The following is a 23152-nucleotide window of genomic DNA, read 5'->3' as shown; positions in this document are numbered from 1 at the left end:
GTTAGCCGATCCTCGAGTTCTTGCGGTTCATAGCGGCGATGTCGAGCTTCTCAGGCTGCTGGGCCTCCTGCTCGTGGTTCGGTCCGGTGTAGACGCGCAGGTTCTTCATCTGCGCGCGGCCGAGCGGCCCGCGCGTGATCATGCGCTCCACGGCCTTGATCAGGACGCGCTCCGGGAAGCGGCCTTCGAGGCGCTTCCCCAGGGTCTCGCCCTTGATGCCGCCGGGATGGCCGGTGTGCCAGTAGAAGACTTCGCGTTCGGCCTTGCGGCCCGTGAGACGCACCTTCTCGGCGTTGATCACGACGATGTTGTCGCCGCAGTCGATATGGGGGGTGAACATCGGCTTGTGCTTGCCGCGCAGGCGCATGGCGATGATCGTGGCGAGCCGGCCGAGAACGAGGCCGTCCGCATCGATCAGAAACCACTTCTTCTTGACGTCGGCAGTCTTGATGCTGGGAGTGGAGTGTGTGAGGGCGTGCATGAGTCTTTCTTCCAATGAGCGCGCGCTTATGGAGAGAGACCGGAGCCTTGTCAACTCGGCGAAAATTACGACGTCAAATCAATGACTTACACATGAGGTATTATATTACCTCCGAATTAAACCTTACGCGGTATGGCATATGTGACGGTGGCGTGCGCCACCGGCTCGGGCTTGCCGTCGCTCCAGATGGTGAAGTCGCCGACCGCCAGCGTCTTGCCGAGCTTCAGCAGCCGCCCTTCCCCGATCAGGTCGGCAGGCTCCGGCTTGCGCATGAAGTTGATGTTGAGGTTGGTCGTGACCGCCAGCGCCACCGGGCCGAGCTGGCCCAGGATCAGCAGGTAGAAGCCGCAATCGACCAGCCACATCAGCGTCGGCCCCGAGATCGTTCCGCCCGGCCGCAGGTGCCGCTCGTGCGTCGGCAGGCGCAGGCGGATGAGCCTGTCGTCGAGATGCTCGATGGCGAGGCCGAGATGGGCGGCCTGCGGGAAGTGCTCGTCGAGGAACGCCATCAACTCGGCTGGCGACATCACCGGCATGACGCACCTGCCCTCTTCCCATAGACTGCCGCCATGACCGCCGCCTCCAACCAACCCGTCCTTCTGCGCCGCGACGAGGGCCGCGTCGCCTTCCTCACGCTCAACCGACCGCACGCCATGAACGCCCTCTCCGGCGATCTTATAGACGCGCTGCAGGCGGAACTCGACAGGCTGGCCAAGGACAAGGACATCCGCTGCGTCGTGATCGAGGCGCAGGGCGACCGCGCCTTCTCGACCGGCCACGACCTGCGCGAGGTCGCCTCGACCCACGACTATGCCATCCATCACGATCTGATGACGCGCTGCTCGGCGATGATGCTGTCGATCGGCCGTCTCCCCCAGCCCGTCATCGCCAAGGTGAAAGCGGTTGCAACCGCCGCCGGCTGCCAGCTCGTCGCCGCCTGCGACCTCGCGGTCGCGTCGAGCACCGCGACCTTCGCCACCTCCGGCATCATCAACGGCCTGTTCTGTGGCACGCCCTCGGTCGCGGTCGGCCGCACCGTCGGACCCAAGCGCGCGCTCGACATGCTCCTCACCGGCCAGTTCGTCGATGCCGCGACGGCGCTGCGCGACGGCCTGATCAGCCGCGTCGTCCCGCCCGCCGACCTCGACCGCGAGACCAAGGCGCTGGCCGACCATATCGCGGCCCAGCCGCCGCAGCAGATCTCCTCCGGCAAGGCGATGTTCCGCAAGCACATGGAAATGACGGTCGAGCAGGCCTACGCCTACGCAACCGACTTCATGGCCGGCGCCCTGCAGCGCGAGGATCCACAGGCCGGCATCGATGCGTTCGTGAACAAGAAGCCGAAGCCGGAGTGGAAGGGCAAATAGCCAGCTACGTTGGCGCTCAACCAAAGCGGGCTCGCAAGAATGCACGCAGACAAGAATGTGAGGGAGGATACAGATGCGGGTATCGAGACTGTCCCGGCGTGCGGCCGTCGCGTCGGCCCTGGCGAGTATTGCGACCGCGGCTGGACCGGCACGCGCGCAGGATTTTCAGCCGGGCAAGCCCATCGTCATCGTCGCGCCGTTCGGGCCCGGCACCACCAACGACATCATCGCCCGCCTCCTCGCGCAGGACATGACCGCGACCCTGGGCCAGAGTGTCATCGTCGAGAACAGGCCCGGTGCCACCGGGAACATCGGTGTCGACTATACCGCCAAGGCTCGGCCGGATGGCCATACCGTGGTGATCTCCTCGCTGAGCAACATCATCAACCAGGCCACCGGCAACAACACGGTCAACCTGCTCAACGACCTGACGCCGGTCAGCTTCACCGGCGGCGTCTACTATTCGATGTTCGTGCCCAACGAGCTGCCAGCGAAGAGCGTCGCCGAACTCGTCGAGCTCGCCCGCCAGCAGCCGGGCAAGATCAACTTCTCGGGCTTCGCCGGCGGCGTGCCGCAATTCCTGGGCGAGATGCTCAATCGCGCCGCGAAGATCGACATGGTGATGGTGCCCTACAAGAGCACCACCGATGCGCTGAACGACCTGCTCACCAATCGCATCCAGGTCTGGTTCACGCCCGTCGCGTCGGGTGTGCCGGTCCATAATGCGAAGCAGGCCCGCCTGCTCGCCGTCACTGGCGAGAAGAGAGCGGCGGCGCTGCCCGACATCCCGACCTTCAAGGAGCTCGGCTATCCCGACATCGTGGCCGACGTGTCGTTCTACATGATGGCGCCGAAGGGAACGCCGCAGCCGATCGTCGACCGGCTCTACCGCGCCGTCGACAAGGCGCTCGAAAGCCCCAAGGTACGGGAGTCCTTCCGTGTCCAGGGAATCGAGGACAGGCGTGGCGGCCCTGCAGAGCTGGGCGCCTACATCGCCGGCGAACTCCGCCGCTGGACCGAGATCGTGAAGCTCTCGGCGCCCGCGAAGTAACGCCCTCTTCCCGAATCAGAAGAGCGCGCCTCGCGGCGCGCTCTTGTCGTGGGCAGGACCGACGATCGGTGCCTCGGGACTACTGCCGCCAGTCGGTGCCCTTGCCCTCGATCTGGCGCAGGGCCGCCTTCCAGTAGGTCATGCCGTATTCCGGGTTGGCGCGCTGCTGCTTGGCGCGCTCGCCATACTGGCGGATCACATCCTCCTCGATCGGCGCCGGCTCCTCGTCGAGGCTGCGGGCGATCACCTCGACCTCGCAGGCGCGCTCGAGCATGTACATGCGGCGCAACGCGCCCTGGATCGTCGAGCCGACCGTCAGAAGGCCGTGATTGCGCAGCACCACCGAGTTGCCGCCCTGGCAGGAAACGCCGAGCGCGTCGCACTCTTCCTGAGACGTCGGCATGCCGTACTCGTGATAGACGAGGTCGTCATAGACCGAGAGCGCATCCTGGCTGATCGGGCGGATGCCCTTCTTCAGGACGGAAACGCCTGTGCCGGCGCGGGTGTGCGTATGCATCACGCAGTTTGCATCCGGCCGTGCCTTGTAGACGCCCGAATGGATGGTGAAGCCGGCCGCGTTGAACTTGCCGTCCTTGGCGTAGACGTTGCCGTCGATGTCCATCTTCACGAGGCTGGACGCGGTGATCTCGTCGAACAGGTCGCCGTAATTGTTGATCAGGAAGCACTTGGGCTCGCCCGGGATACGCACCGTCATGTGAGTGTCGATCGTGTCGGTCCAGCCGAAATGATCGGTGATCCGGTAGAGCGCCGCGAGGTCGCAACGGGCCTGCCATTCGGCTTCGGTCATATCGAGCTTGTCGGATTGCATCACCGTATCCATCTCGCGCTCCTGCTGTGTTTCGGCCACGCCGCAGACCTCAGCGTAACGCAACTCGCGTTGCAGTGCGATCCGCTCTTTCCGTCCGGAACGCAAAGCCGCCCTGCGAACGGTCGGCACAGTATTTGCGTCTCGTGTGCCGAGCAGGCGGCATTGGAGGGCGTTCGTGGCGACCAACCCATTTCATCTCGCGTGGTTCTTGCAAGGCTCCAGTGTGCAGGCGTGGGGGGAGCCCTGGACGGGGCACATCGGGACGACGTGGGAGCAGCCGGAGCTGTTCCTCGACATGGCGCGCAGCCTCGAGCGGGCGTGCTTCGACTACATCCTTCTCGAAGACTCGTCTTATGTAGGAGAAAGTTTCGGCGGCTCGACCGAAATCTACCTGAAGAAGGCAATCGCGGTTCCGCGGCAGGACCCGTCCGTGGTCGCCGCGCTGATGACCCAGGTGACCTCCCGCATCGGGATCGTGCCGACCTTCGGCACCTTTGCCTACCACCCCTACCTGCTGGCCCGCCTCGTGGCGACGCTCGACCAGGTATCGGCCGGCCGCGCCGGCTGGAACGCCGTGACCGGCAGCTCCGACTTCGCGGCGATGAACTTCGGCATGCCCGGCATGCCCGAGCACGATCTGCGCTACGACATGGCCGACGAATACATGGAGGTCGTGCGCGGCCTCTGGGGCTCATGGGAACCAGGCGCCATGATCGCCGATCGCAAGAGCGGCAATCTCATCGATCACACCAAGGTTCACGCCGTCAACTACAGCGGCAAGTACTTCAAGACCCGCGGCCCTCTGAACTCCGGTCCCAGCCCGCAGGGCCGGCCGGTCATTGCCCAGGCCGGCGGATCGCCGCGCGGCCGGCGCTTCGCTGCCGCCCATGCCGATACGATCGTGGTCAATGCCAAGGGCATCGATGCCATGCGCGCCTATCGCGACGACGTGCGCAAGCACATGGTGGCGCTGGGCCGCAACCCGAGCGACTGCAAGGTCCTCTATCTGATCAATCCGATTCTCGGCGAGACCATGGAAGAGGCACTGGAGCGCAAGAAGAAGCGTGAGTGCATGGCGCAAGCCAACATCCAGGAGCGCCTCGCTCACTTCGGCAAGGTCACCAACATCGACTTCGGCAAGTTCGACCTAGACAAGCCGCTGCCCGACGACGTGACCACCAACGGTCACCAGCTCAACCTCGAACAGTTCCGTGCTCTGGCCAACGGCCGCTCGATCCGCCAGACGATGGCTTCGTTCAACGCCGTCGACCTGTCGATCGATCTGTGCGGCACCTGCGACGCGGTGGCCGCGCGCATGGGCGAGGTCATGCAGGAGGTCGGCGGCGACGGCTTCCTCTTCTCCATGCCCAACGTCAACCGCCGCACCCTGGCGGAGATCGAGGACGGGCTGGTCCCCGCCCTCCAGGATCGCGGCCTGGTGCGCAAGGCCTACGAGCACAAGCAGTTCAGGGAAAATCTCCTCGCTTACTGATCCAGCCAACGGGAAGGAAGGCATCCATGAGCAAGAAGACCATCGGCCGGCGCACCACCCTGGGACTCGTGGGAGCCGGCCTCGTCTCGGCCCCCTTCATCCGCCCGAGTTTCGGACAGGCCGCGTGGCCCGAGCAGACCACGGTGCCCGATGCGCTGAAGGGCAGCGGCGAGGTCCGCATCGCCACCTTCGGCGGCACCATGCAGGAGGTCCAGCAGAAGGCCTATTTCGAGCCGTTCGAGAAGATCACCGGGATCAAGGTGCGGGCGTTCCCGGGCTCCGACCCGACCAAGATCAAGGCCATGGTCGATACCGGCAATGTCGAATGGGACATGGCCCAGCTCAGCCGCGGCTCGATCATGAACCTCCAGAAGCGCGGCGACTATTTCGAGAAGATCGACTACGACATCGTCGATCCGGGCGTCGAGCCGCAGTACCGCTTCGAGTACGGTCTCGAAATGCTCGTCTGGGCGCAGGTCCTCGCCTACCGGACGGATGCCTTCAAGGGTGCCGTGCCTTCCGGCTGGGCCGACTTCTGGGACACCAAGAAGTTTCCCGGCGATCGCGCCATGTTCGGCACCAACAGCGGCGGCTGGCCCGAGATGGAGTTCGCGCTGATGGCCGCCGGCGTTCCGGCCGACAAGCTCTATCCGATCGATGTCGACAAGGCGCTGGCGAGCTACGCCAAGATCAAGAAGGACGTCTTCAAGTGGTGGGATACCGGCGCCGTGCCGATCCAGCTGCTCACCGACCGCGAAGTCACGATGACCACGGTGTGGAACGGCCGCATGGCCGCGCTGCAGGCGGCGGGTGTGCCAGCGGCCATCAACTGGAACCAGGGCCTGCTGAAGCGCGACGCCTGGGGCATTCCCAAGGGCGCCAAGAACAAGGTCAACGCCATGAAGTTCGTGGCCTATTCGACCATGGCCATCCCGCAGGCCCGTGTCTGTCTCGGCATCCCCTATGGTTCGGTCAACGCCAAGTCCAACGAGTACATTCCGCAGGAACGCATGGCCGTGCTGCCCAGCGCGCCGGACATCAAGAAGCAGCTCGTCAACTACAACTACGATTGGTGGATCGACAATCGCGAGACGGTCATTCCCAAGTTCAACAAGTGGCTGTTGAGCTGACGCCGTGACCGGCGCTGGCATGAACGGAGCCGGCTCCGCCTCGGGCAGCGGTGCATCGGTGACACTCTCCAACCTGGAGAAGACCTACGATCGCGCCAACGCCGCCAAAGCCGTGGACGGCGTATCCCTCGACATCCGCTCCGGCGAGTTCCTGACGATGCTGGGTCCCAGCGGCTCGGGCAAGACCACGACCCTGATGATGATCGCCGGCTTCGAGACGCCGACCGCCGGCGACATCTCGATCGACGGCAAGTCGGTCGTCGCCATGCCGCCCTACCGGCGCAACATCGGCATGGTCTTCCAGAACTATGCGTTGTTTCCCCACCTGACCGTCGAGGAGAATGTCGGCTTCCCGCTGAAGCAGCGCGGGGTCCCGAAGGCCGAGCGGGCCAGACTGGTCGCCGAGGCGCTGGAACTCGTCCACCTGCCGGGATACGGCGCGCGCTATCCGCGCCAGCTCTCGGGCGGACAGCAGCAGCGCGTCGCCGTCGCCAGGGCCGTCGTGTTCAAGCCGCGCCTGCTGCTGATGGATGAGCCGCTGGGGGCGCTCGACAAGCAGCTTCGTGAAAACCTGCAGCTCGAGATGCGGCGGCTCCATGCCGATCTCGGCATCACCTTCATCTACGTGACTCACGACCAGGAAGAAGCGCTCACCATGTCCGACCGCATCGCCGTCATGAACGACGGCAAGGTAGCGCAGGTCGGAAGCCCCGAGGATCTCTACGACCGGCCCGACAACCGCTTCGTCGCGGGGTTCATCGGCGAGTCGAACTTCCTGCCGGCGATCGTGCGCGGGCTGGAGGACGACGTCGTCGTCGCCGAGTGTGAAGGCACGCTGATTCGCGCCCTCTGTCCGGGGCGGCCGGCGAGCGGCCAAAAGGTGACACTGACCACGCGGCCTGAGCGCCTGCGCTTCGCCGACGGCGCCTGGGCTGGCGCAGAGGCACAACATAATCGCCTCAGCGTCACCGTCACCGAGGCCGTCTTCGCCGGCGAGCGCTGCCGCTACATGCTGCAGGCGGGCGACGGCACCTCGATCGTGCTCAAGGAACCATCCAGTGCCGCCATCCGCCGCCGCGCCGTGGGTGAGCGCGCGGAGATCGCCTGGTCCGTCGCGGACACGATTCTTGTCTGAGGTGCGCCTTGTCTGAGGTCGTGCAGCCCGCTTCCCTTGCCCTCGCGATCAGCCGGCCGCGGACGGCACCGTTCGACTGGCGCCGAGCGGTGCCTTTGCTGCTGGCGGCACCGCTCCTCCTCTACATGCTGGTCTTCTACGCATTGCCGGTGGTGGCGATGCTGCTGCGCAGCGTGAACGATCCGACCTGGACGATCGCCAACTATGCCACCCTGTTCGAAGACGTGGTGTTCCAGAAGACTTTCTGGATCACGCTCAACACCTCGATCATCGTCACCCTGGGCTGCCTGATCCTGGGCTACCCGGTCGCCATGGGCCTCGTGCGCTCGAAAACGATGGCGCCGTTCATTCTGGTGATCATCCTGCTGCCCTTCTGGACCAGCGTCCTGGTCCGCAGCTACGCCTGGATGGTGCTGCTCGGCCGCCATGGCCTGGTCAACGAAGCGCTGATGGCGCTCGGCCTGATCGACCGGCCGATCCGCATCCTGAACACGACGCTCGCGACGCAGATCGCGATGATCCACATCCTCCTGCCCTACATGATCCTGCCGATCGCCAATGCGCTGCGGCAGATCGATCCGTCGCTGATCCGCGCCGCCTCGGGGCTCGGCTCCACTCCGTTCATGACCTTCCGGCAGGTGATCCTGCCGCTGTCCATGTCGGGCGTCGCAGCGGGCACCCTCCTCACCTTCGTGCTGGCGCTGGGCTTCTACATCACGCCCGCGATGGTCGGTGGACCGCGCGACATCACGCTCTCCATGCTGATCGCCCAGCAGGTCGACCAGCTCAACTGGGCCTATGCCGCCACCCTCTCCGCGATCCTGCTGGCGACGGCGCTGGCCATTCTCGCGATTGCGCGCAAGCTGCCGGGCGTCGGCAACGCTTTCAGGACGAGCATGCGATGAGGGTGGCGAGCCTCCTGCCGGCCGCCATCGTCGGGCTGATCCTGTTCTTCCTGGCCTTCCCGATCGTCGTGGTGGCGATCGCATCCTTTTCCTCCGCGACCTATCTCACCTTTCCTCCGCCGGCTTTCGGGCTGCGCTGGTACGAGGCCTACTTCAGCAATCCCGACTGGCTGAAACCGACCTGGGTCAGCATCTGGGTGGCCTGCGCCGTCGTTGTGCTGGCGACCTTCCTCGGCACGCTGGCCGCACTCGGCATCGCGCGCCTGCCCAGGGGAATGCGCATTTTCGCGGCTGGCCTGATCCTGTCGCCACTGATCGTGCCCGGCATCGTCGTGGCGATCGGCATCTACTACGCCTATTCGCGCTACGGCCTGGTCGGCACACCCATCGCGATGGTGCTGGCGCACACCTGTCTCGCCGTCCCTTTCGTCGTGACGAGTGTGACGGCGAGCCTGTCGGGCATAGACCCGCGGCTCGAACAGGCAGCGCTCAGCCTCGGCGCGACGCCGGGCGCCACCTTCTTCCAGGTGACTCTGCCGCTGATCCGGCCGGGTGTGCTGGTGGGCGCCCTGTTCGCCTTCATCACCTCGTTCGACGAGCTGATCGTGGCGCTGTTCATTTCAGGCACCGGCGCGGTCACCCTGCCGCGCCGCATGTGGGACGATCTTCGCTTCCAGATCGATCCCACCATCGCGGCCGTGTCGACTCTTACGATCGTGCTGACGGCGGCTTTGATGGGGGCTGCCCATCTCCTGCGCAAGCGCGCCGAGCAGAACCGGATGGCTACTTCTTCTGCAGCGCCTTGACCGCCGCCAACGTGTTCTCGACATGCTTGTCGGGATTGCGGTCGGAGAAGGCGTAGACGATCTTTCCGTCAGGCGCGATGACGTAGGAAATGCGGTCGGCGATGCCGACGCTGCCGACACGGATCAGCGCCGAGTCGTAGGCCTTGATGACCTTGAGATCGGGATCGGCGGCGACCGGGAACTTGCCCGAGCAGGCCTGGGTCGAAAACTTGTGCAAGGTGCCGATATCGTCGGCCGACATGCCGATCAGGGTGGCGCCCATCGCGTTGAACTGCGCCGCGGCCTCGGCAAACTCGTGCGCCTCGGCGGTGCAGCCGGTCGTGAAGGCCTTCGGGAAGAAATAGAGGACAACCGGCCCCTTCTTAAGGGCATCGGCCATCGAGAATGTATAGTCCTTGCCGTCGAGCGCCGCCTGCGCCGTGAACACCGGCGCCGTGTCGCCGGGCTTCAGAGCCGCCCAAACCGGTGTCGTAAGGACACAGGCGAGCGCAAGGGCCGTTGCCGCAATCCGCTTCATCATCTTCTCCGCCGGAATTCAAGGTGACGGAGAACATAGCGCGCGACGCCCCTGCACGGTGTCACGTCCCGGTGACCGGCGCGGTCACTCGGCGTTTAGGCCCTTCATGTAGGTCGACGGCACCACCGACTTCACCGACTGTGCACGCTTGGCCAGCCAATAGGCCTGCGCCGGCGGCACGGACGCGAACTTCGGGTCGACGCCCAGTTTCTGCGCGGCATCCATCGGCCAGTTCGGATTGTAGAGAAGCTCACGTGCGAGGGCGATCAGGTCGGCGCGGCCCTCCTGCAGGATCTTCTCCGCCTGGTCGGCATGGACAATGAGGCCGACGGCCATGCTCAAAATGTCGGCATCGTTCTTCAGCCGGTCTGCATAGGGCACCTGGTAACCGTAGGTCACGGGACCGGTGCCTACCACCGGCGCGCCGCGCATGCCGCCCGAGCTGCAGTCGATCACGTCGACGCCCTTGGGTTTCAGGATCCTGGCCAGTGCCACGCTCTGGTCCGGGCCCCAGCCGGCATCGTCCTCGACCGAGAAGCGCACGAACAGCGGCTTCGAGGCCGGCCAGTGTGCGCGCACGCTCTCCACGACCTCGATGGCGAAGCGCATGCGATTGAGCTCGCTGCCGCCATACTCGTCGTTGCGCACGTTGGAGAACGGCGAAAGGAACTGATGGATCAGGTAGCCATGCGCCATGTGGATGTCGAGCACGTCGAACCCGGCCTCGTGCGCGCGCCGCGCCGCCTGCCCCCAGCGCTCGACCGCTTCAGGGATTTCCGCCAGCGTCAGCGCTCGCGGTGTCGGATCGGTGTCCGGCGAGTTGATGCCGCTCGAGGAGACGAGCTCCCATTGATCCCAGTCGTCGATCTCCGGCGACGGCTTCAGCGGACCGCCCCCTTCCCAGGGGCGGGAGCGCCGGGCCTTGCGGCCGGAATGGCCGAGCTGGATTCCCGGCACGGAATTGTGCAGCCGGATGAAGTCGACGCAGCGCTTGAGGCCGGGAATGAACGCATCGTCCCACAGGCCGAGGTCCCCGACCGTGCCGCAGCCACGCCGCTCGACTTTGGTGGACTCCATGATGACCAGTCCTGCGCCGCCGGCGGCATAGCGGCCGGCATTTACCAAGTGCCAGTCGGTCGCGAAGCCCTTCTCCGCCGCATATTGATGCATCGGCGCCACGACCACCCGGTTCTTCAGGGTGACGTCGCGGATGGAAATCGGCTCGAACAGCATCGGACCGGCCATGTATAATCCCCCCATGAAAGCCGCCTTCAGCGACCGTTACGACGATCTCTACCTGCGCAAGATCCTGCGCGACACCAAGACCATCGCCATGGTCGGCGCCTCGGCCAACTGGAATCGTCCCAGCTATTTCGCCATGAAATATCTGCTCGACCGCGGATACAAGGTCATCCCGGTCAATCCGGCGGCCGCCGGCCAGGAAATCATGGGCCAGAAGGTCTATTCGTCGCTCGACGAGCTGCCGGTCAAAGTCGACATGGTCGACATCTTCCGCAATTCCGAAGCCGCCGGCCCGATCACCGACGAGGCGATCAAACACGGCGCCAAGGTCGTCTGGATGCAGCTGGGCGTGGTGAACATGGAGGCGGCGGAGCGTGCCGAGAAAGCCGGCCTCAAGGTGGTGATGAATCGCTGCCCGAAGATCGAGCATTCCCGCCTCGCCGGCACCATCGAATGGCACGGCATCGCCAGCGGCGTCATCTCCTCGAAGAAGCGCGCGCTCTGAGGCTATCGCTGGGGGGCGCCCCCAGCAAAACAAAAGCCGGCCCGAGGGCCGGCGGCTGTCAAAGGGTTGGGAGGTCTGCAGTACCCACACCAGGCTGCAGACCTCCACTCCCCCTCATGATCGCGTCTTTCCGGTCTTCGCCTGAAAGGACGCGGCCCCCCTGAGAGATCCTGTCGGGTGCAGGAAAGCCGGCGATGGTGGGGCCACCGCCGGCTCCTTACTGAGGTCTTGCTAACCGCCCGGGGAGAGATAGCGGCTTCGCTTCAACCTCGAAAACTGAACTCAATGTCTGGAGCGAAGGCTTCGGTCGGAGCCCGAGGGCTCCGACCGATCGAGAGGTTTGCTAGGCCGCCCGGGGAGAGATAGCGACAAAGCGCGTCATCCCCTCTCGAAACACCTTCATCAGCACCGGCTTGCCGGTGGTCTTCGCTTCCTTGAGCTTCTCGGCAGCCGCCTTCGGGCTGTCGACGGCATCCTTGCCGACCTGCTGGAGGACGTCGCCGGCCTTCAGGCCCTGCTCATCGGCCGGGCTGCCCGGCTCGACCGTGGCGACGACCACACCCTTCATGTCACCGTCCAGGCCGAGCTGCTTGCGCGCCTCCGGAGAGAGCGGCGCCAGCGAGACGCCGTAGGCCATCGGCTCCGGCTTCGCGGTTGCGCCCTTGCCGTCGGCGCTGGCCTTGACGATCGCGTCGTCCTTCTGGCCACCGACCTTGGCGGTGAGGCTCATCTCCTTGCCGTCGCGCCACACACCCAGCTTGACCGAGGTGCCCGGCTTGACCGCGGAGATCGTGCGGGTCAGCTCCTTGATGCCGTCGACCTTGTTGCCGTCGACGCTCAGGATCACGTCACCCGACTGGACACCGGCTGCGAGGGCCGCGCTGTCCGGCTGGACCACCGCCACCAGGGCGCCCTTCTCGCTCTTCAGCGACAGGCTCTCTGCGATCTCCTTGGAGACCGGCTGGATCTGGACACCCAGCAGGCCACGCTCGACACGGCCGCTGTTCTTCAGCTCGGCGACCACCGGCTGCGCCAGAGAGGACGGGATGGCAAAGCCCAGGCCGATGCTGCCGCCGGTCGGCGAGTAGATGGCCGTGTTGATGCCGATCACGTTGCCGTCGATGTCGAACAGCGGGCCACCGGAGTTGCCGCGGTTGATGGCGGCGTCGGTCTGGATGTAGTCGTCGAACGGACCGGAGTGGATGTCACGGCCGCGCGCCGACACGATGCCCGTGGTCACGGTGCCACCGAGGCCGAACGGGTTGCCCACCGCCATCACCGGCTGGCCGACGCGCACCTTGGTGGCGTCGCCGAACGAGACGAACGGCAGCGGCTTGTCGCTCTCGACCTTCAGCACGGCCAGGTCGGTCTTCTCGTCGCCGCCCAGCATCTTGGCCGGCAGCTTGGTGCCGTCCGCCATGGTGACGGTGATCGAGTCGGCCTTGCCGACCACGTGGAAGTTGGTGACGATCACGCCCTTGGGATCGACGATGAAGCCCGTGCCGACGGCCTGGGCCTTCTCCTTCGACTGCGGGCGGCTCTTGCCATCCGGACGACCCGGCTGGTTCGGCTGCATCGGCTGGCCGAAGCGCTCCGCGAAGCGCTTCATGAATTCTTCCATCTGCTTCTGCTGCGAGTCCGACATGCGGGTCTCGTCTTCGTCGTCCGCGCCGGCCTTCATGGTCACGGCGACATTGACGACCGCAGGGGTCACCTTGGCAGCCAGGTCCGAGAAGTCCTGAACGGGCATGGTCTGGCCGGCGATAGCCGCGGGAGCGGTGAACATCGGGGCGATCAGGGCGGGCGCCGTCAGGGCAGTGGTAAGCGCCAGGGCAGTCAGGATACGGGACTTGGTCTTGGTCATGATCTACAGCCTCCTCCTTGGGGGGTGAGCGGAATATGGGGGAGGACCCGTAGCGCCCTGATGGCCGCCAGATTGAATGTTTGTATAGTTGGGGAACGTTGCGCCACAGGCCGGCGCCGGATAGACGGGCGACGTGAAAATCCTCCTGGTTGAAGACGACAAGCAAACCGCCGACTACATCGCCAAGGGCCTGCGCGAGCATGGCCACGTGGTCGACCATGCCGACAACGGACGCGACGGCCTCTACCTCGCCACCGGCGAGAAGTACGACGTGCTGATCGTCGACCGCATGCTGCCGCAGATGGACGGGCTGTCGCTCGTCAAGGCGGCCCGCGCCTCGGGCATGAAGGCGCCGGTCCTGTTCCTCACCACGATGGGCGGCGTCGACGACCGTGTCGCCGGACTGGAAGCCGGCGGCGACGACTACCTCACCAAGCCCTTCGCCTTCGCCGAACTCAGGGCTCGCATCGGCGCCCTCTCCCGCCGCCCGCCGATCGTGGCGGCGACCTCCCTCGTCGCCGGCGACCTCGAAATGGATCTGCTGGCGCGCACCGTGACGCGGGGCGGCAAGCGCATCGAGCTGCTCGCCCAGGAGTTCAAGGTCCTCGAATACCTTCTGCGCCATGCCGGCGAGGTGGTGACGCGCACCATGCTGCTCGAGAAGGTCTGGGACTTCCATTTCGATCCCAAGACCAACATCGTCGAGACGCATATCAGCCGGCTTCGCTCCAAGATCGACAAGGGATTCGACAAACCGCTGCTCCATACGATCAGGGGGGCAGGCTATGTCATTCGCGCGCCTGATTAGGATCCTGCGTTCGGCGAGCTTCCGCCTCCCGCTGCTCTACGCCGTCCTGTTCATCCTGTCGGCCGGCGTGTTGTTCGCGAGCGTCTACTGGACGGCAACCGCGGCGATGCAGAACGACATGGCTGCGGTCTTGCGCTCCGAGGCCTATCAGCTCGCCGAGGTTCACCGCCGCAGCGGCCTGGCGGGCCTGGCCGAGCAGATCACGCGACGCATCAACTTCCGCACCAAGGGACCGATCTTCTATCTGCTGCAGGCGCCCAGCCGTCGCGTCGTCGTGGGCAACCTGCCCGGCATGCCGCCGGTCAATGGCGCCATCGATTTCGAACCCGACCAGCCCCAGCCCGAGATCGATCCCGACCGTCCCGGCGAGCGCCCCAAGCTGACCGGCTTCGGCCTCACCCTCCCCGACGGCTCGTTCCTCCTGGTGGCCCAGGACGCCAACCGCCTGGTCGACATGCAGCGCGCCATCATCCGCGCCTTCGCCTGGTCGGGCGGCCTCACCCTCGTCCTGGCCATCGCCGGCGGCGCCCTGCTCGGGAGCAATTTCCTGCGCCGCATCGACACGATCACGCGCACCAGTCGCGCCATCATGGAAGGCGATCTCTCCGCCCGGATTCCTGTGCGCGGGACGCACGACGAGATCGACCAGCTCGTGGCCAGTCTCAACGCCATGCTGGCCCGCATCCAGCAGCTCATGGACGGGCTGCGCCAGGTGTCGAGCGACATCGCCCACGACCTGCGCACGCCGCTCGGTCGCCTGCGCCAGCGGCTCGAGGATGCCCGCGAGCGTGCCACGACGACCGCCGACTACGGCACCGCCACCGACGCCGCCATCGAGGAGGCGGATGCCCTGCTGGAAACCTTCTCGGCGCTGCTGCGCATCGCCCAGGTCGAGGCCGGCGCACAGAAGAGCGCCTTCGCTCCCTTCGACGTCTCGGCTCTGCTGAAGAGCCTGGGCGAGACCTACCAGCCCGTCGCCGAAGACCTGGATCGCGCCCTGGAAGTGCAGATCGAGCCCGGTGCAACGCTCACCGGTGACCGCCAGCTGATCGCCCAGCTCGTGTCCAACCTGCTGGAGAATGCGCTGCGCCATACGCCCGAAGGCACCAAGGTCCGCCTCGGCCTGCGCCGGCAGGGCGACGGGTTTGAAATCGAAGTCGCCGACAACGGGCCGGGTATCCCCACCTCGGAGCACGACAAAGTGTTCGATCGCTTCTACCGGCTCGACCGCAGCCGCTCGACCTCCGGCAGCGGCCTCGGCCTCGCGATGGTCAAGGCGATCGCCGGCCTGCACGGGCTCGCGATCCGGCTCGAAGATGCGAAACCCGGGCTGCGCGTCGTGCTTCAGACCGCCAGATAGCGCTTCTTCACGTCGTCGTTGGCCCGGAGCTCGTCGATCGAGCCGCGATAGACGATATGGCCCTTGTCGATCACGGCGACGTGGCTCGCGATATCGAGGCAGAAGTGCATGTTCTGCTCGGCCACGATCAGGGTCGTGCCCATGTCGCGCAGGCGCTGGATCAGCTCGCCGATCTTCTCGACGATGATCGGCGCCAGCCCCTCGCTGGGCTCGTCGAGCAGCACCACATCGGGATTGCCCATCAGGGTCCGGGCGATTGTGAGCATCTGCTGCTCCCCGCCCGACAGTCTTCCGCCCATGCGGCCACGCATCGACGCCAGGATCGGGAAGACGTCATAGATCTTCTCCAACGTCCAGTCGATCCTGCCGCCGACGCCCGGCTTGATCGCGATCTTCAGATTGTCTTCGACCGAGTGCTCCGGGAAGATCTGCCGGTCCTCGGGGACGAAGCCCACCCCCTCGCGCGCGATGCGGTCGGGGGTGAATTTCTGCACCGGCGTGCCGCGCACGGCGACCGTGCCGCGTTTGGCGGGCGCGATGCCGATGATGGATTTCATGGTCGTGCTCTTGCCGGCGCCGTTGCGGCCCAGCAGCGCCAGAGACTGCCCCTTCTCCACGGAGAACGAAACGCCGAACAGGATCTGGCTGGCGCCGTAGAAGACGTCGATACCCTCGACCCTCAGGATCTCCACGGCGCTCATGCCGCCGCTCCCTGTCCGGAAGTTCCATGGGCGGACTTGCCGAGATAGGCCTCGATCACCTTGGGGTTGGTCCGCACCTCGTCGGGCGTGCCTTCGGCCAGCACCGACCCGTAGGACAGGACGCGGACCGTCTGGGCAACCTTGAAGACGATATCCATGTCGTGCTCGATGAAGATCAAGGTCATGCGGCGCGCCCGCCACAGGCGCTGCACCGTCTCGATCATGCGCCAGCGCTCCTCGGGCCCCATGCCGGCGGTAGGCTCGTCGAGCAGCAGCACTTTCGGCTCGAGCGCCAGGGCCAGACCGATATCGAGCAGTTTCTGGTCACCGTGACTGAGGTTGCGGCTCAGGATGCCCGCGACACGAGTCAGGCCGAGCAACTCCATGATCTCGTCGGCGTGCTTGGTGGTGGTGCCGAGCGGGAACGGCGAACGCAGCACGGTCTCGCGGCGCTGATGGGCCTGGGCGGCCGCCGCCAGCGCTTCGGAAACGGTGAGCGTCGGGAACAGGCTGGCCACCTGGAAGGCGCGCCCGATGCCCAGCCGGACGATCCGGCGCTGCGAAAGGCCCGCGATGTTCTCGCCCGCCAGCAGGATGCGGCCGGTGTCGGGCGGGAAGCGACCGGTGATCAGGTTGAACAGGGTCGTCTTGCCCGCGCCGTTGGGCCCGATAATGGCGCTGAGCGATCCGTCGGCGAAGTCCAGCGACACGTCACGCGTGGCCGCCACGCCGCCGAACGACTTCTTGAGGTTTTCGAGCTTCAGCATGTCAGGCATCCCTGCCCGTCTGCGCGTCCTTGTCGGCCGCATCCCGGATCGCCTGGGCCTTGGCCTGCCGCCGGTTCTCCCAGCGTTCGGCCAGCAGGTCGAGCGGACCTTTGCGCAGGCCGAGCACCAGGACGAGGATCACGATGCCCAGCACCAGCTCGGTGTGGCTGGTGTAGGTAACCGTGACATCGTTCAGCAGGCGCAGGATCACCGTGCCGACCAATGGACCCAGGAAGACGTTCGACCCGCCCAGCAGGATCATGAAGATCGCCTCGCCCGAGGTCGTCCAGAAGCCAAAGTTGGGATAGGCCCCCGACACGAACAGTGTCAGCAGGATGCCGCCGACCGCGGCGATGCAGGCCGACATCACGAAGCAGGCCAGCTTGACCATGGTCACATTGATGCCGAGGAAGGCCGCACGCTCCTGGTTGTCTCGGATCATGCGCAGCGTGTAGCCGAACGGCGACGTCACGATCTGGCGCAGGAGGGCGATGCAGACGACGAACGCCACCGAACAGAAGACGTAGAGCTGCGTCCGGTCGGCGAGATCGATGCCGAGGAACTTCGGCCGCGGAATACCGCCCATCAACCCCTGGTCGCCGCCCGTGAACGACACCCACCCCAGGATGATGTTGTAGAACAGCATCTGGAAGGCGAGCGTCAGGAACGCGAAGTAGATCTCGTTCAACCGCACGCAGATGGCGCCGACGATCAGGGCCATCAGCGCCGTGAAGCCGATCGCCAGCGCGAAGGCCCCGGGAATCGAGAACTTGCCCGACTGCATCGCCAAGCCGAACGCATAGGCGCCGGCGGCGAAGAACATCGCGTGGCCGAACGACACCAGGCCGGTGTAGCCGATCAGCAGATTGAGCGACATGGCGAGCAGGCCGTAGGCCATGCCGAACATGATGAAATCGCGGATCGCCGGTGGCGCGCCGAACACGGGCACCAGCAGCAGCAGGACCAGCCCCAGCCCGGCCAGGCCCAGATCTCTCCAACGTGAGGTCATCGCCGCCTACCGGTGCGCACGGCCGAACAGGCCGCTGGGCTTGAAGATCAGGACCAGCGCCATGATCAGGAACATCACCCCGTCGACGAACAGAGGAAAGCCGATGCTGCCGAAGGACCGCGTGAGGCCGATGATGATCGAGGCCACGAAGGCTCCGACGATCGAACCCATGCCGCCGATCACCGTCACGATGAAGGACTCGATCAGGATCGAGAAGCCCATGCCCGGCGTCAGCGAGCGCACGGGCGCCGCCAGGGCTCCCGCCGCGCCCGCCAGCGCACTGCCGATGCCGAAAACGGCGGCGTAGTAGAGGTTCACGCGGATGCCGAGCGCCGACACCATCGGTCCGTTGATGGCCGCGGCCCGGACGATGCTGCCGAAGCGCGTACGGACGATCACAAGCCATAGCAGCAGTCCGATCGCCATCGCCGCCAGGATCATGAAAATATAGAACGGCGGGATGACGCCGCCCATGAACCGGACAGGCGGCAGCCGGAACTCCGGCGGCATGCCCATCGACAGCGGCACCGGCCCCCAGATGATCTTGATGAGATCGTCCGAGATCAGCACCACGGCATAGCAGACCAGGAGCTGCATCAGCACGTTGGAGCCGTAGACCTTGCTCATCAGCGCCCGCTCGAAGACGACGCCCAGGGCGCCTACAGCGATCGCCGCGCCCAACGCGGAGACGAAGTAGCTGCCGGTGAGCTGGTAGAAGGTCCAGGCCGCGTACGCCCCGATCATGTAGAGCGAGCCGTGGGCGAAGTTGATGACGTTCAGAACGCCGAAGATCAGCGTCACGCCCGACGCGATCAGGAAAAGCAGCATGCCGATGATCATGCCGCTGGTGAGCTGCGTCACGACACAGGAGGTCGTTCCGACGCAGCGCAACAACGCGTCAAGGTCCACGTGGATGTCCTATCCGAAGGTGAAGACGATCAGGTCGCGTATCCCTGCTTCTTCTTCCACTGCTTCTCGAGTTCGAGGATCGGCTCCCAGGGCGACATCTTGAAGTCCGAGATGTACGGCTCCTTCGACAGCGAGAGGCCGTACCCGATGATGTAGTTGATGGTGGTATTGTCCTCGGCGCGCATCGTGATGGAGCCACCGTCGCCGAACGGGGTCTTGATCGTGGCCCCCTTGATCGCCTCGGCGAGCTTCTTGCCGTTGGTATCGCCGTTGGTCTTCTTCAGCGCCTCGATGAGGAACTGTGCGCCGACGGCATTCTCCCACGACCAGTTGGTCGGCTTGCTCTTCTGCGTCTTGACGTATTCCAGGTACCAGGCCTCGTTCTCGGGCGTCGGCGGAACGGTGCGATTGTAGCGGCCACCCGAATAGACACCCTGCGGGAACTGCTTCACCTGGTCGACGACACCGTAGTCGCCCAGATTGACCATGAAGGACGCCTGCTTCTCGAACAGGGCGTAGAGGTTCGCCTGGTCGATGAAGGCCACCAGGTCGCCGCCCCACAGGGCCGAGTACATGGCGTCGGCCTTCGCGTTGAGCAGCTTGGTGACGACTTCGGTGTAGTCGGGCTGGAAGAGCTTGGGCCAGGTCTCCTCGACGACAGTGATATTGCCGTCGAAGTACTTGGCATATTCCATGAACTCGGCCGTGTTGGAGCGGCCATAGGCATAGTCGGGCGAGCAGGTCGCCCACTTCTTGAGGCCCTTGGCCTTGGCGACCTTGGCGGCATAGTCGCCGCCGCCGATCGCGTCGTGAATGCCCTGTCGGGCCGTGCGGAAGGCCGTCGGCACGTAGAGCTTGGGATCGGCGGTGAGCGAAGACGTCTCCGAGTTGGTGTGGATGCAGAGGACGCCGACCTCGCGGATCACCTCCTGCACCGCAAAAGCCGCGCTCGACGCCTCGGCATCGATGATGATCTGACAGCCGTCGTTGTTGATCAGGTCCCGCGTGACCTTGGCGGCTTCCTGCGGCGCACCCTTGGAGTCACGCACGATCATCTCGATCTTGCGGCCGTTGATGCCCCCCTCGGCATTGAGCTTGTCGAACGACATCTTGAGCGCGCCGACACTGCTCTGGCCAAGGATGGCGACACGACCCGACAGGATCGTCGGCACGCCGATCTTGATGGCGCCGGTCTGCGCCTTGCTGATGGCCGGAGCGCCGACCAGACCGGCGGCAGCCAGGGCGCCCGCCCCCTTCAAAACTTGACGACGGCTCGCGCGCCGCGACTCGGTGGACGTCATGCTGTTCACTCCCGGAATAGTTCTTGCGGTCTTTGACCGATTGCCGCGATCCTATGAGTAATTGTTCGGCATGGTCAAACGACAACCCGCTTGCGAGTCGGGAATATGATCCCCGTCTCCGGGCTCTGGATCCCCCTCACCGTCTTCGCCGCCGCCGCGCAGACCGTGCGCAACACCGCGCAACGGCATCTGACCGCCGAGTTGGGCACGCTCGGCGCCACGCTGGTCCGCTTCCTCTACGGCATGCCCGTCCTTGCCGTGTGGCTTTGCCTCGTGCTGCTGGTCGGGCGCGCAGCTCAACCGTCCCTCACCTGGGCCTTCGGTGGTTGGGTGGTGGTCGCGGCGCTGAGCCAGATGGCGGGCACGGCGCTGTTGTTGCGCGCGATGCAAGAACGCAGCTTCGCGATCGGGCTGGTCTATTCCAAGAGCGAGGTCATACAGGTCGCGCTCTTCTCGGTTCTGTTTCTCGGCGAGACGCTGTCGGCCGTGGCGGTCGGCGCCATCGTGGTCGCCACTCTGGGCGTCGTGCTGTTGACGCCGCGTCCTCCGTCACGCGAGGGCACCAGACGAAACTGGGCCGATCCGGCCGCCTTCTATGGCCTCGCCTCGGGCTCGGCCTTTGCCATCTCGGTCGTGGGCTATCGCGGCGCCAACCTCGCGCTTCATACCGACTCGCCCTTCCTGGCGGCGGCCGAGACGCTCTTCTGGAGCCAGCTCCTGCAGGCGATCCTGCTCTGTGCCTGGCTGCTGGCGCGCAAGCCCGCCATCGTTCTGGGCGCCCTGCGGCAATGGCGTGTCTCGATGTTCGCCGGGATCGCAGGCGCCTCGGCGTCGCTGGCCAACGTGACGGCCCTGGCCCTCGCCCCCGCCTCCCAGGTTCGAACGCTGATCCTGATCGAGGTCGTTTTCAGCTACTTCGTCTCGCGCCGCGTCTTCCACGAATCGATGAGCCGGCGGGAGCTCGCCGGCATCCTTCTCGTCATGGTGGGTGTCGTGCTGATCGTCTCCAACGCAAGGTGATCTACGTCCACGGGTGCGGCTTGCGGTGGCGCACGAGCACGCCATAGGGCTCCCGTGTTCCGGCCGGCAGAGTGGCCAGCCAGACCAGATCGTGCGCGGCCTCGTCCGGCGTTGCCGCCTTCGACATGTCCGCGAACCACGGTCGTGACGCGTCCGTATCCACCAGGCCGGGACAGGCCGCGTTCACGAGGATGCCGCGGCGCCGGAACTCGGCTTCATGGGCGCGCGCCAGTACGCGGACCGACGCGACCTGACCGATCTTGGACGGCACGTTGATCCAGTCCGGCCAACCTTCCTGCTGGGCCGTGCCGGCGCGTGTCGCTCTCGCGAACTCGTCCATCGCGGCCTCGACGTCGTACAGGGTAAGCCCCGGCGCATTGAACTTCGAATGCAGGCGCGGGTCGAGATTGCGCAGGGAGCCGAACGAGCTCGCCACCACGATGAAGCGTGCATCGTCCCGCAGCAGCGGGACGAAGGCCCCGACGACCCTCAGGGTGCCGTGATTGTTCGTGTCGACGAAACCGACGACCTGATCAGCCTGCGGTGTGTCCCTGGTGATCCGCGCCGCCGCGTTCTGGATCACGATGTCGATGCCGCCGTGCCGGGCACGAATCCTGTCGGCGGCCGCGGCCACGCTCGCAGCATCGGTGATGTCGAGCTGGATGAAGTCCGGCGCCAGCCCCTCGCGTTGCAACAGCGCGCAAGCCGCCTCGCCGCGATCGATGTCGCGGGCCGCGAGGTAGACGACACTCTCCTCGCCCAGGGCACGGCGCAAGCCGCGCACCAGCGCCAATCCCAAACCCTGGTTGGCGCCCGTGACGAGGGCGATCTTCCGCATGGTGTCCTGCATCGTTGACCTCGCTTCGCGACGGTGCCGAGAATGGCACTATGAAAACACATCCGTTCTTCGCCTATGTCGGTAGCTACACCTCGCCCGAGCGCAACGGTCGCGGCAACGGCATCAACGTCTATCGTGTCGATCCCCAGACCGGTGCCTTTCGGCACATCCAGCATCTTGGCGGATTGGAGAACCCGTCTTTCCTGGCGCTGAACGAAGCCGGCACCCGGCTCTATTCCGTGCACGGCGATCGCAGCGAGGCAACCTCCTATACGGTCGATCGCGAGACCGGACGACTTGCCGTCCTGAACCGCCAACCGACGGGCGGCTACAATCCGATCCATCTCGCCTTCGACGCCAGGCAGCGATTTCTGGTCGTGAGCAACTATGGCTCGGACTCAGTGGCAGCGCTGCCGATCGCGAATGACGGGGCACTTAGTCCCTATTCCACCCTCACGGCCGTCGCCGCGCCGCTCGGGCCGCATCGCTCCGAGCAGAAGAACGTGCGCCCGCATCACAATCCGGTCGATCGGGCCGGCCGCACCTTCTACCTGCCCTGCAAGGGCTCGGACTGCGTGATCGGCTACCGCCTCGATGAAAGGCGCGGCGTTCTGGTCGAGGCCAGCCGCGTCGCCGCCCGGCCGGGCGCCGGCCCCCGCCACATCGACTTCCACCCGCGCAAGCCGTTCGCCTACGTGATCAACGAACTCGATTCGACCATCACGACCTACCGGCAGGACGGTGCCAGCGGCGCGCTGACGCCGCTGCAGACCGTGCCCTCGACGCCTTCGGAATTCACCGGCTACAGCACCGGCGCGGAGATCTGGGTCGATGGCGCGGGCCGCAACGTCTACGTCTCGAACCGCGGCCACGACAGCATCGGCGTGTTCGGGATCGATGCCGCCAAAGGAACCTTGGCGCCGCGCCAGTGGGTGCCGACGAAGGGCGGCGTACCGCGCTTCTTCGCCTTCGATCCGGCGGAGCGATTTCTGTATGTCGCCAACCAGGGGGGCGATTCGATCATCGCCTACAAGGTTGGCCCCAACGGTCTCCTGGCGCCCACCAGGCTGCGAACCAAGGTGGGCAGCCCGGCGTGTATCGTCTTCTCCCGCTAG

24 protein-coding genes are annotated in these 23152 nt (G+C 65.6%); 12 read left to right on the top strand and 12 right to left on the bottom strand.

What is annotated here, in order from left to right:
- Position 1: 1 nt before the first annotated feature.
- Together rplM and ACP15H_RS08570 are read right to left on the bottom strand one after the other, a co-directional pair.
- The gene (gene rplM / locus ACP15H_RS08575) at positions 2 to 481 is read right to left on the bottom strand and encodes a 50S ribosomal protein L13 (RefSeq protein WP_425065780.1); all 480 of its coding nucleotides are present in this window, start codon (positions 479 to 481) and stop codon (positions 2 to 4) included.
- Between the two features lie 116 nt (positions 482 to 597).
- Positions 598 to 1017, bottom strand: a complete 420-nt coding sequence (locus tag ACP15H_RS08570) for a PaaI family thioesterase (RefSeq protein ID WP_425065779.1) — start codon at positions 1015 to 1017, stop codon at positions 598 to 600.
- A gap of 33 nt (positions 1018 to 1050) precedes the next feature.
- Between ACP15H_RS08570 and ACP15H_RS08565 the strand changes: the two genes are divergently transcribed.
- Both ACP15H_RS08565 and ACP15H_RS08560 read left to right on the top strand, forming a co-directional pair.
- Positions 1051 to 1848, top strand: coding sequence for an enoyl-CoA hydratase (locus ACP15H_RS08565; RefSeq protein ID WP_425065778.1), 798 nt, complete (start codon positions 1051 to 1053; stop codon positions 1846 to 1848).
- A gap of 73 nt (positions 1849 to 1921) precedes the next feature.
- On the top strand, positions 1922 to 2899 hold the full coding sequence (locus ACP15H_RS08560) for a Bug family tripartite tricarboxylate transporter substrate binding protein (RefSeq protein ID WP_425065777.1): 978 nt from the start codon (positions 1922 to 1924) through the stop codon (positions 2897 to 2899).
- A 79-nt stretch (positions 2900 to 2978) separates the two neighbouring features.
- Here the strand turns inward: ACP15H_RS08560 and ACP15H_RS08555 are convergent, their stop codons facing one another.
- Complete coding sequence (locus ACP15H_RS08555; protein WP_425065776.1) at positions 2979 to 3767, bottom strand: class II aldolase/adducin family protein; 789 nt, start codon at positions 3765 to 3767, stop codon at positions 2979 to 2981.
- A 169-nt stretch (positions 3768 to 3936) separates the two neighbouring features.
- On the opposite strand from ACP15H_RS08555, the gene ACP15H_RS08550 reads away from it, so the two are divergent.
- The 5 genes from ACP15H_RS08550 to ACP15H_RS08530 are packed head-to-tail and all read left to right on the top strand — an operon-like array spanning position 3937 to position 9196.
- A complete protein-coding gene (locus tag ACP15H_RS08550) occupies positions 3937 to 5220 on the top strand; it encodes an NtaA/DmoA family FMN-dependent monooxygenase (protein WP_425065775.1) in 1284 nt (427 codons plus the stop codon).
- 26 nt (positions 5221 to 5246) lie between these two features.
- Entirely contained in the window at positions 5247 to 6350 is a 1104-nt protein-coding gene (locus tag ACP15H_RS08545) for an ABC transporter substrate-binding protein (protein ID WP_425065774.1), read from the top strand.
- Positions 6351 to 6369: 19 nt separating this feature from the next.
- The gene (locus tag ACP15H_RS08540; RefSeq protein WP_425069874.1) at positions 6370 to 7485 is read left to right on the top strand and encodes an ABC transporter ATP-binding protein; all 1116 of its coding nucleotides are present in this window, start codon (positions 6370 to 6372) and stop codon (positions 7483 to 7485) included.
- A gap of 8 nt (positions 7486 to 7493) precedes the next feature.
- Entirely contained in the window at positions 7494 to 8390 is an 897-nt protein-coding gene (locus ACP15H_RS08535; RefSeq protein ID WP_425065773.1) for an ABC transporter permease, read from the top strand.
- Positions 8387 to 9196 (top strand): ABC transporter permease, encoded by an 810-nt coding sequence (locus ACP15H_RS08530; RefSeq protein WP_425065772.1) that lies wholly within the window; start codon positions 8387 to 8389, stop codon positions 9194 to 9196. Before ACP15H_RS08535 ends, ACP15H_RS08530 begins: the two co-directional genes overlap by 4 nt.
- On the opposite strand, the gene ACP15H_RS08525 is transcribed toward ACP15H_RS08530, so the two are convergent.
- Positions 9174 to 9716: a peroxiredoxin gene (locus ACP15H_RS08525; protein ID WP_425065771.1), complete on the bottom strand. Its 543-nt coding sequence runs from the start codon at positions 9714 to 9716 to the stop codon at positions 9174 to 9176. The two genes, ACP15H_RS08530 and ACP15H_RS08525, sit on opposite strands and share 23 nt — an antisense overlap.
- Positions 9717 to 9797: 81 nt before the next feature.
- A complete protein-coding gene (locus ACP15H_RS08520; protein ID WP_425065770.1) occupies positions 9798 to 10958 on the bottom strand; it encodes an NADH:flavin oxidoreductase/NADH oxidase in 1161 nt (386 codons plus the stop codon).
- Positions 10959 to 10971: 13 nt separating this feature from the next.
- Between ACP15H_RS08520 and ACP15H_RS08515 the strand changes: the two genes are divergently transcribed.
- Entirely contained in the window at positions 10972 to 11460 is a 489-nt protein-coding gene (locus ACP15H_RS08515; protein WP_425065769.1) for a CoA-binding protein, read from the top strand.
- A 343-nt stretch (positions 11461 to 11803) separates the two neighbouring features.
- Here the strand turns inward: ACP15H_RS08515 and ACP15H_RS08510 are convergent, their stop codons facing one another.
- Positions 11804 to 13324 carry a DegQ family serine endoprotease gene (locus tag ACP15H_RS08510; RefSeq protein WP_425065768.1) on the bottom strand — a complete coding sequence of 507 codons (1521 nt, stop codon included), beginning with the start codon at positions 13322 to 13324 and terminating at the stop codon, positions 11804 to 11806.
- Positions 13325 to 13457: 133 nt separating this feature from the next.
- Here ACP15H_RS08510 and ACP15H_RS08505 point away from each other — a divergent pair, with 133 nt between their 5' ends.
- The gene (locus ACP15H_RS08505; RefSeq protein WP_298313053.1) at positions 13458 to 14132 is read left to right on the top strand and encodes a response regulator transcription factor; all 675 of its coding nucleotides are present in this window, start codon (positions 13458 to 13460) and stop codon (positions 14130 to 14132) included.
- Positions 14110 to 15492, top strand: coding sequence for a sensor histidine kinase (locus ACP15H_RS08500; RefSeq protein WP_425065767.1), 1383 nt, complete (start codon positions 14110 to 14112; stop codon positions 15490 to 15492). Before ACP15H_RS08505 ends, ACP15H_RS08500 begins: the two co-directional genes overlap by 23 nt.
- Here the strand turns inward: ACP15H_RS08500 and ACP15H_RS08495 are convergent.
- The 5 genes from ACP15H_RS08495 to ACP15H_RS08475 are packed head-to-tail and all read right to left on the bottom strand — an operon-like array spanning position 15477 to position 20179.
- On the bottom strand, positions 15477 to 16193 hold the full coding sequence (locus ACP15H_RS08495) for an ABC transporter ATP-binding protein (protein WP_425065766.1): 717 nt from the start codon (positions 16191 to 16193) through the stop codon (positions 15477 to 15479). The two genes, ACP15H_RS08500 and ACP15H_RS08495, sit on opposite strands and share 16 nt — an antisense overlap.
- Entirely contained in the window at positions 16190 to 16960 is a 771-nt protein-coding gene (locus ACP15H_RS08490) for an ABC transporter ATP-binding protein (protein WP_425065765.1), read from the bottom strand. The genes ACP15H_RS08495 and ACP15H_RS08490 overlap by 4 nt, the downstream gene beginning before the upstream one ends.
- Before the next feature lies 1 nt (position 16961).
- The gene (locus ACP15H_RS08485) at positions 16962 to 17969 is read right to left on the bottom strand and encodes a branched-chain amino acid ABC transporter permease (RefSeq protein ID WP_425065764.1); all 1008 of its coding nucleotides are present in this window, start codon (positions 17967 to 17969) and stop codon (positions 16962 to 16964) included.
- Between the two features lie 6 nt (positions 17970 to 17975).
- Positions 17976 to 18878: a branched-chain amino acid ABC transporter permease gene (locus ACP15H_RS08480; protein WP_425065763.1), complete on the bottom strand. Its 903-nt coding sequence runs from the start codon at positions 18876 to 18878 to the stop codon at positions 17976 to 17978.
- Between the two features lie 29 nt (positions 18879 to 18907).
- Positions 18908 to 20179 (bottom strand): ABC transporter substrate-binding protein, encoded by a 1272-nt coding sequence (locus ACP15H_RS08475; RefSeq protein ID WP_425065762.1) that lies wholly within the window; start codon positions 20177 to 20179, stop codon positions 18908 to 18910.
- 105 nt (positions 20180 to 20284) lie between these two features.
- Between ACP15H_RS08475 and ACP15H_RS08470 the strand changes: the two genes are divergently transcribed.
- Positions 20285 to 21199 (top strand): DMT family transporter, encoded by a 915-nt coding sequence (locus tag ACP15H_RS08470; protein WP_425065761.1) that lies wholly within the window; start codon positions 20285 to 20287, stop codon positions 21197 to 21199.
- A 1-nt stretch (position 21200) separates the two neighbouring features.
- Here the strand turns inward: ACP15H_RS08470 and ACP15H_RS08465 are convergent, their stop codons facing one another.
- Positions 21201 to 22049, bottom strand: a complete 849-nt coding sequence (locus tag ACP15H_RS08465; RefSeq protein WP_425065760.1) for an SDR family NAD(P)-dependent oxidoreductase — start codon at positions 22047 to 22049, stop codon at positions 21201 to 21203.
- Positions 22050 to 22087: 38 nt separating this feature from the next.
- On the opposite strand from ACP15H_RS08465, the gene ACP15H_RS08460 reads away from it, so the two are divergent.
- Entirely contained in the window at positions 22088 to 23152 is a 1065-nt protein-coding gene (locus ACP15H_RS08460; RefSeq protein ID WP_425065759.1) for a lactonase family protein, read from the top strand.

The sequence above is a fragment of the Reyranella sp. genome, from assembly GCF_965249915.1.
GTDB lineage: Bacteria > Pseudomonadota > Alphaproteobacteria > Reyranellales > Reyranellaceae > Reyranella.
Note: the sequence above shows the minus strand (reverse complement) of the source record. Positions and strands in the feature narration are given on the sequence as shown.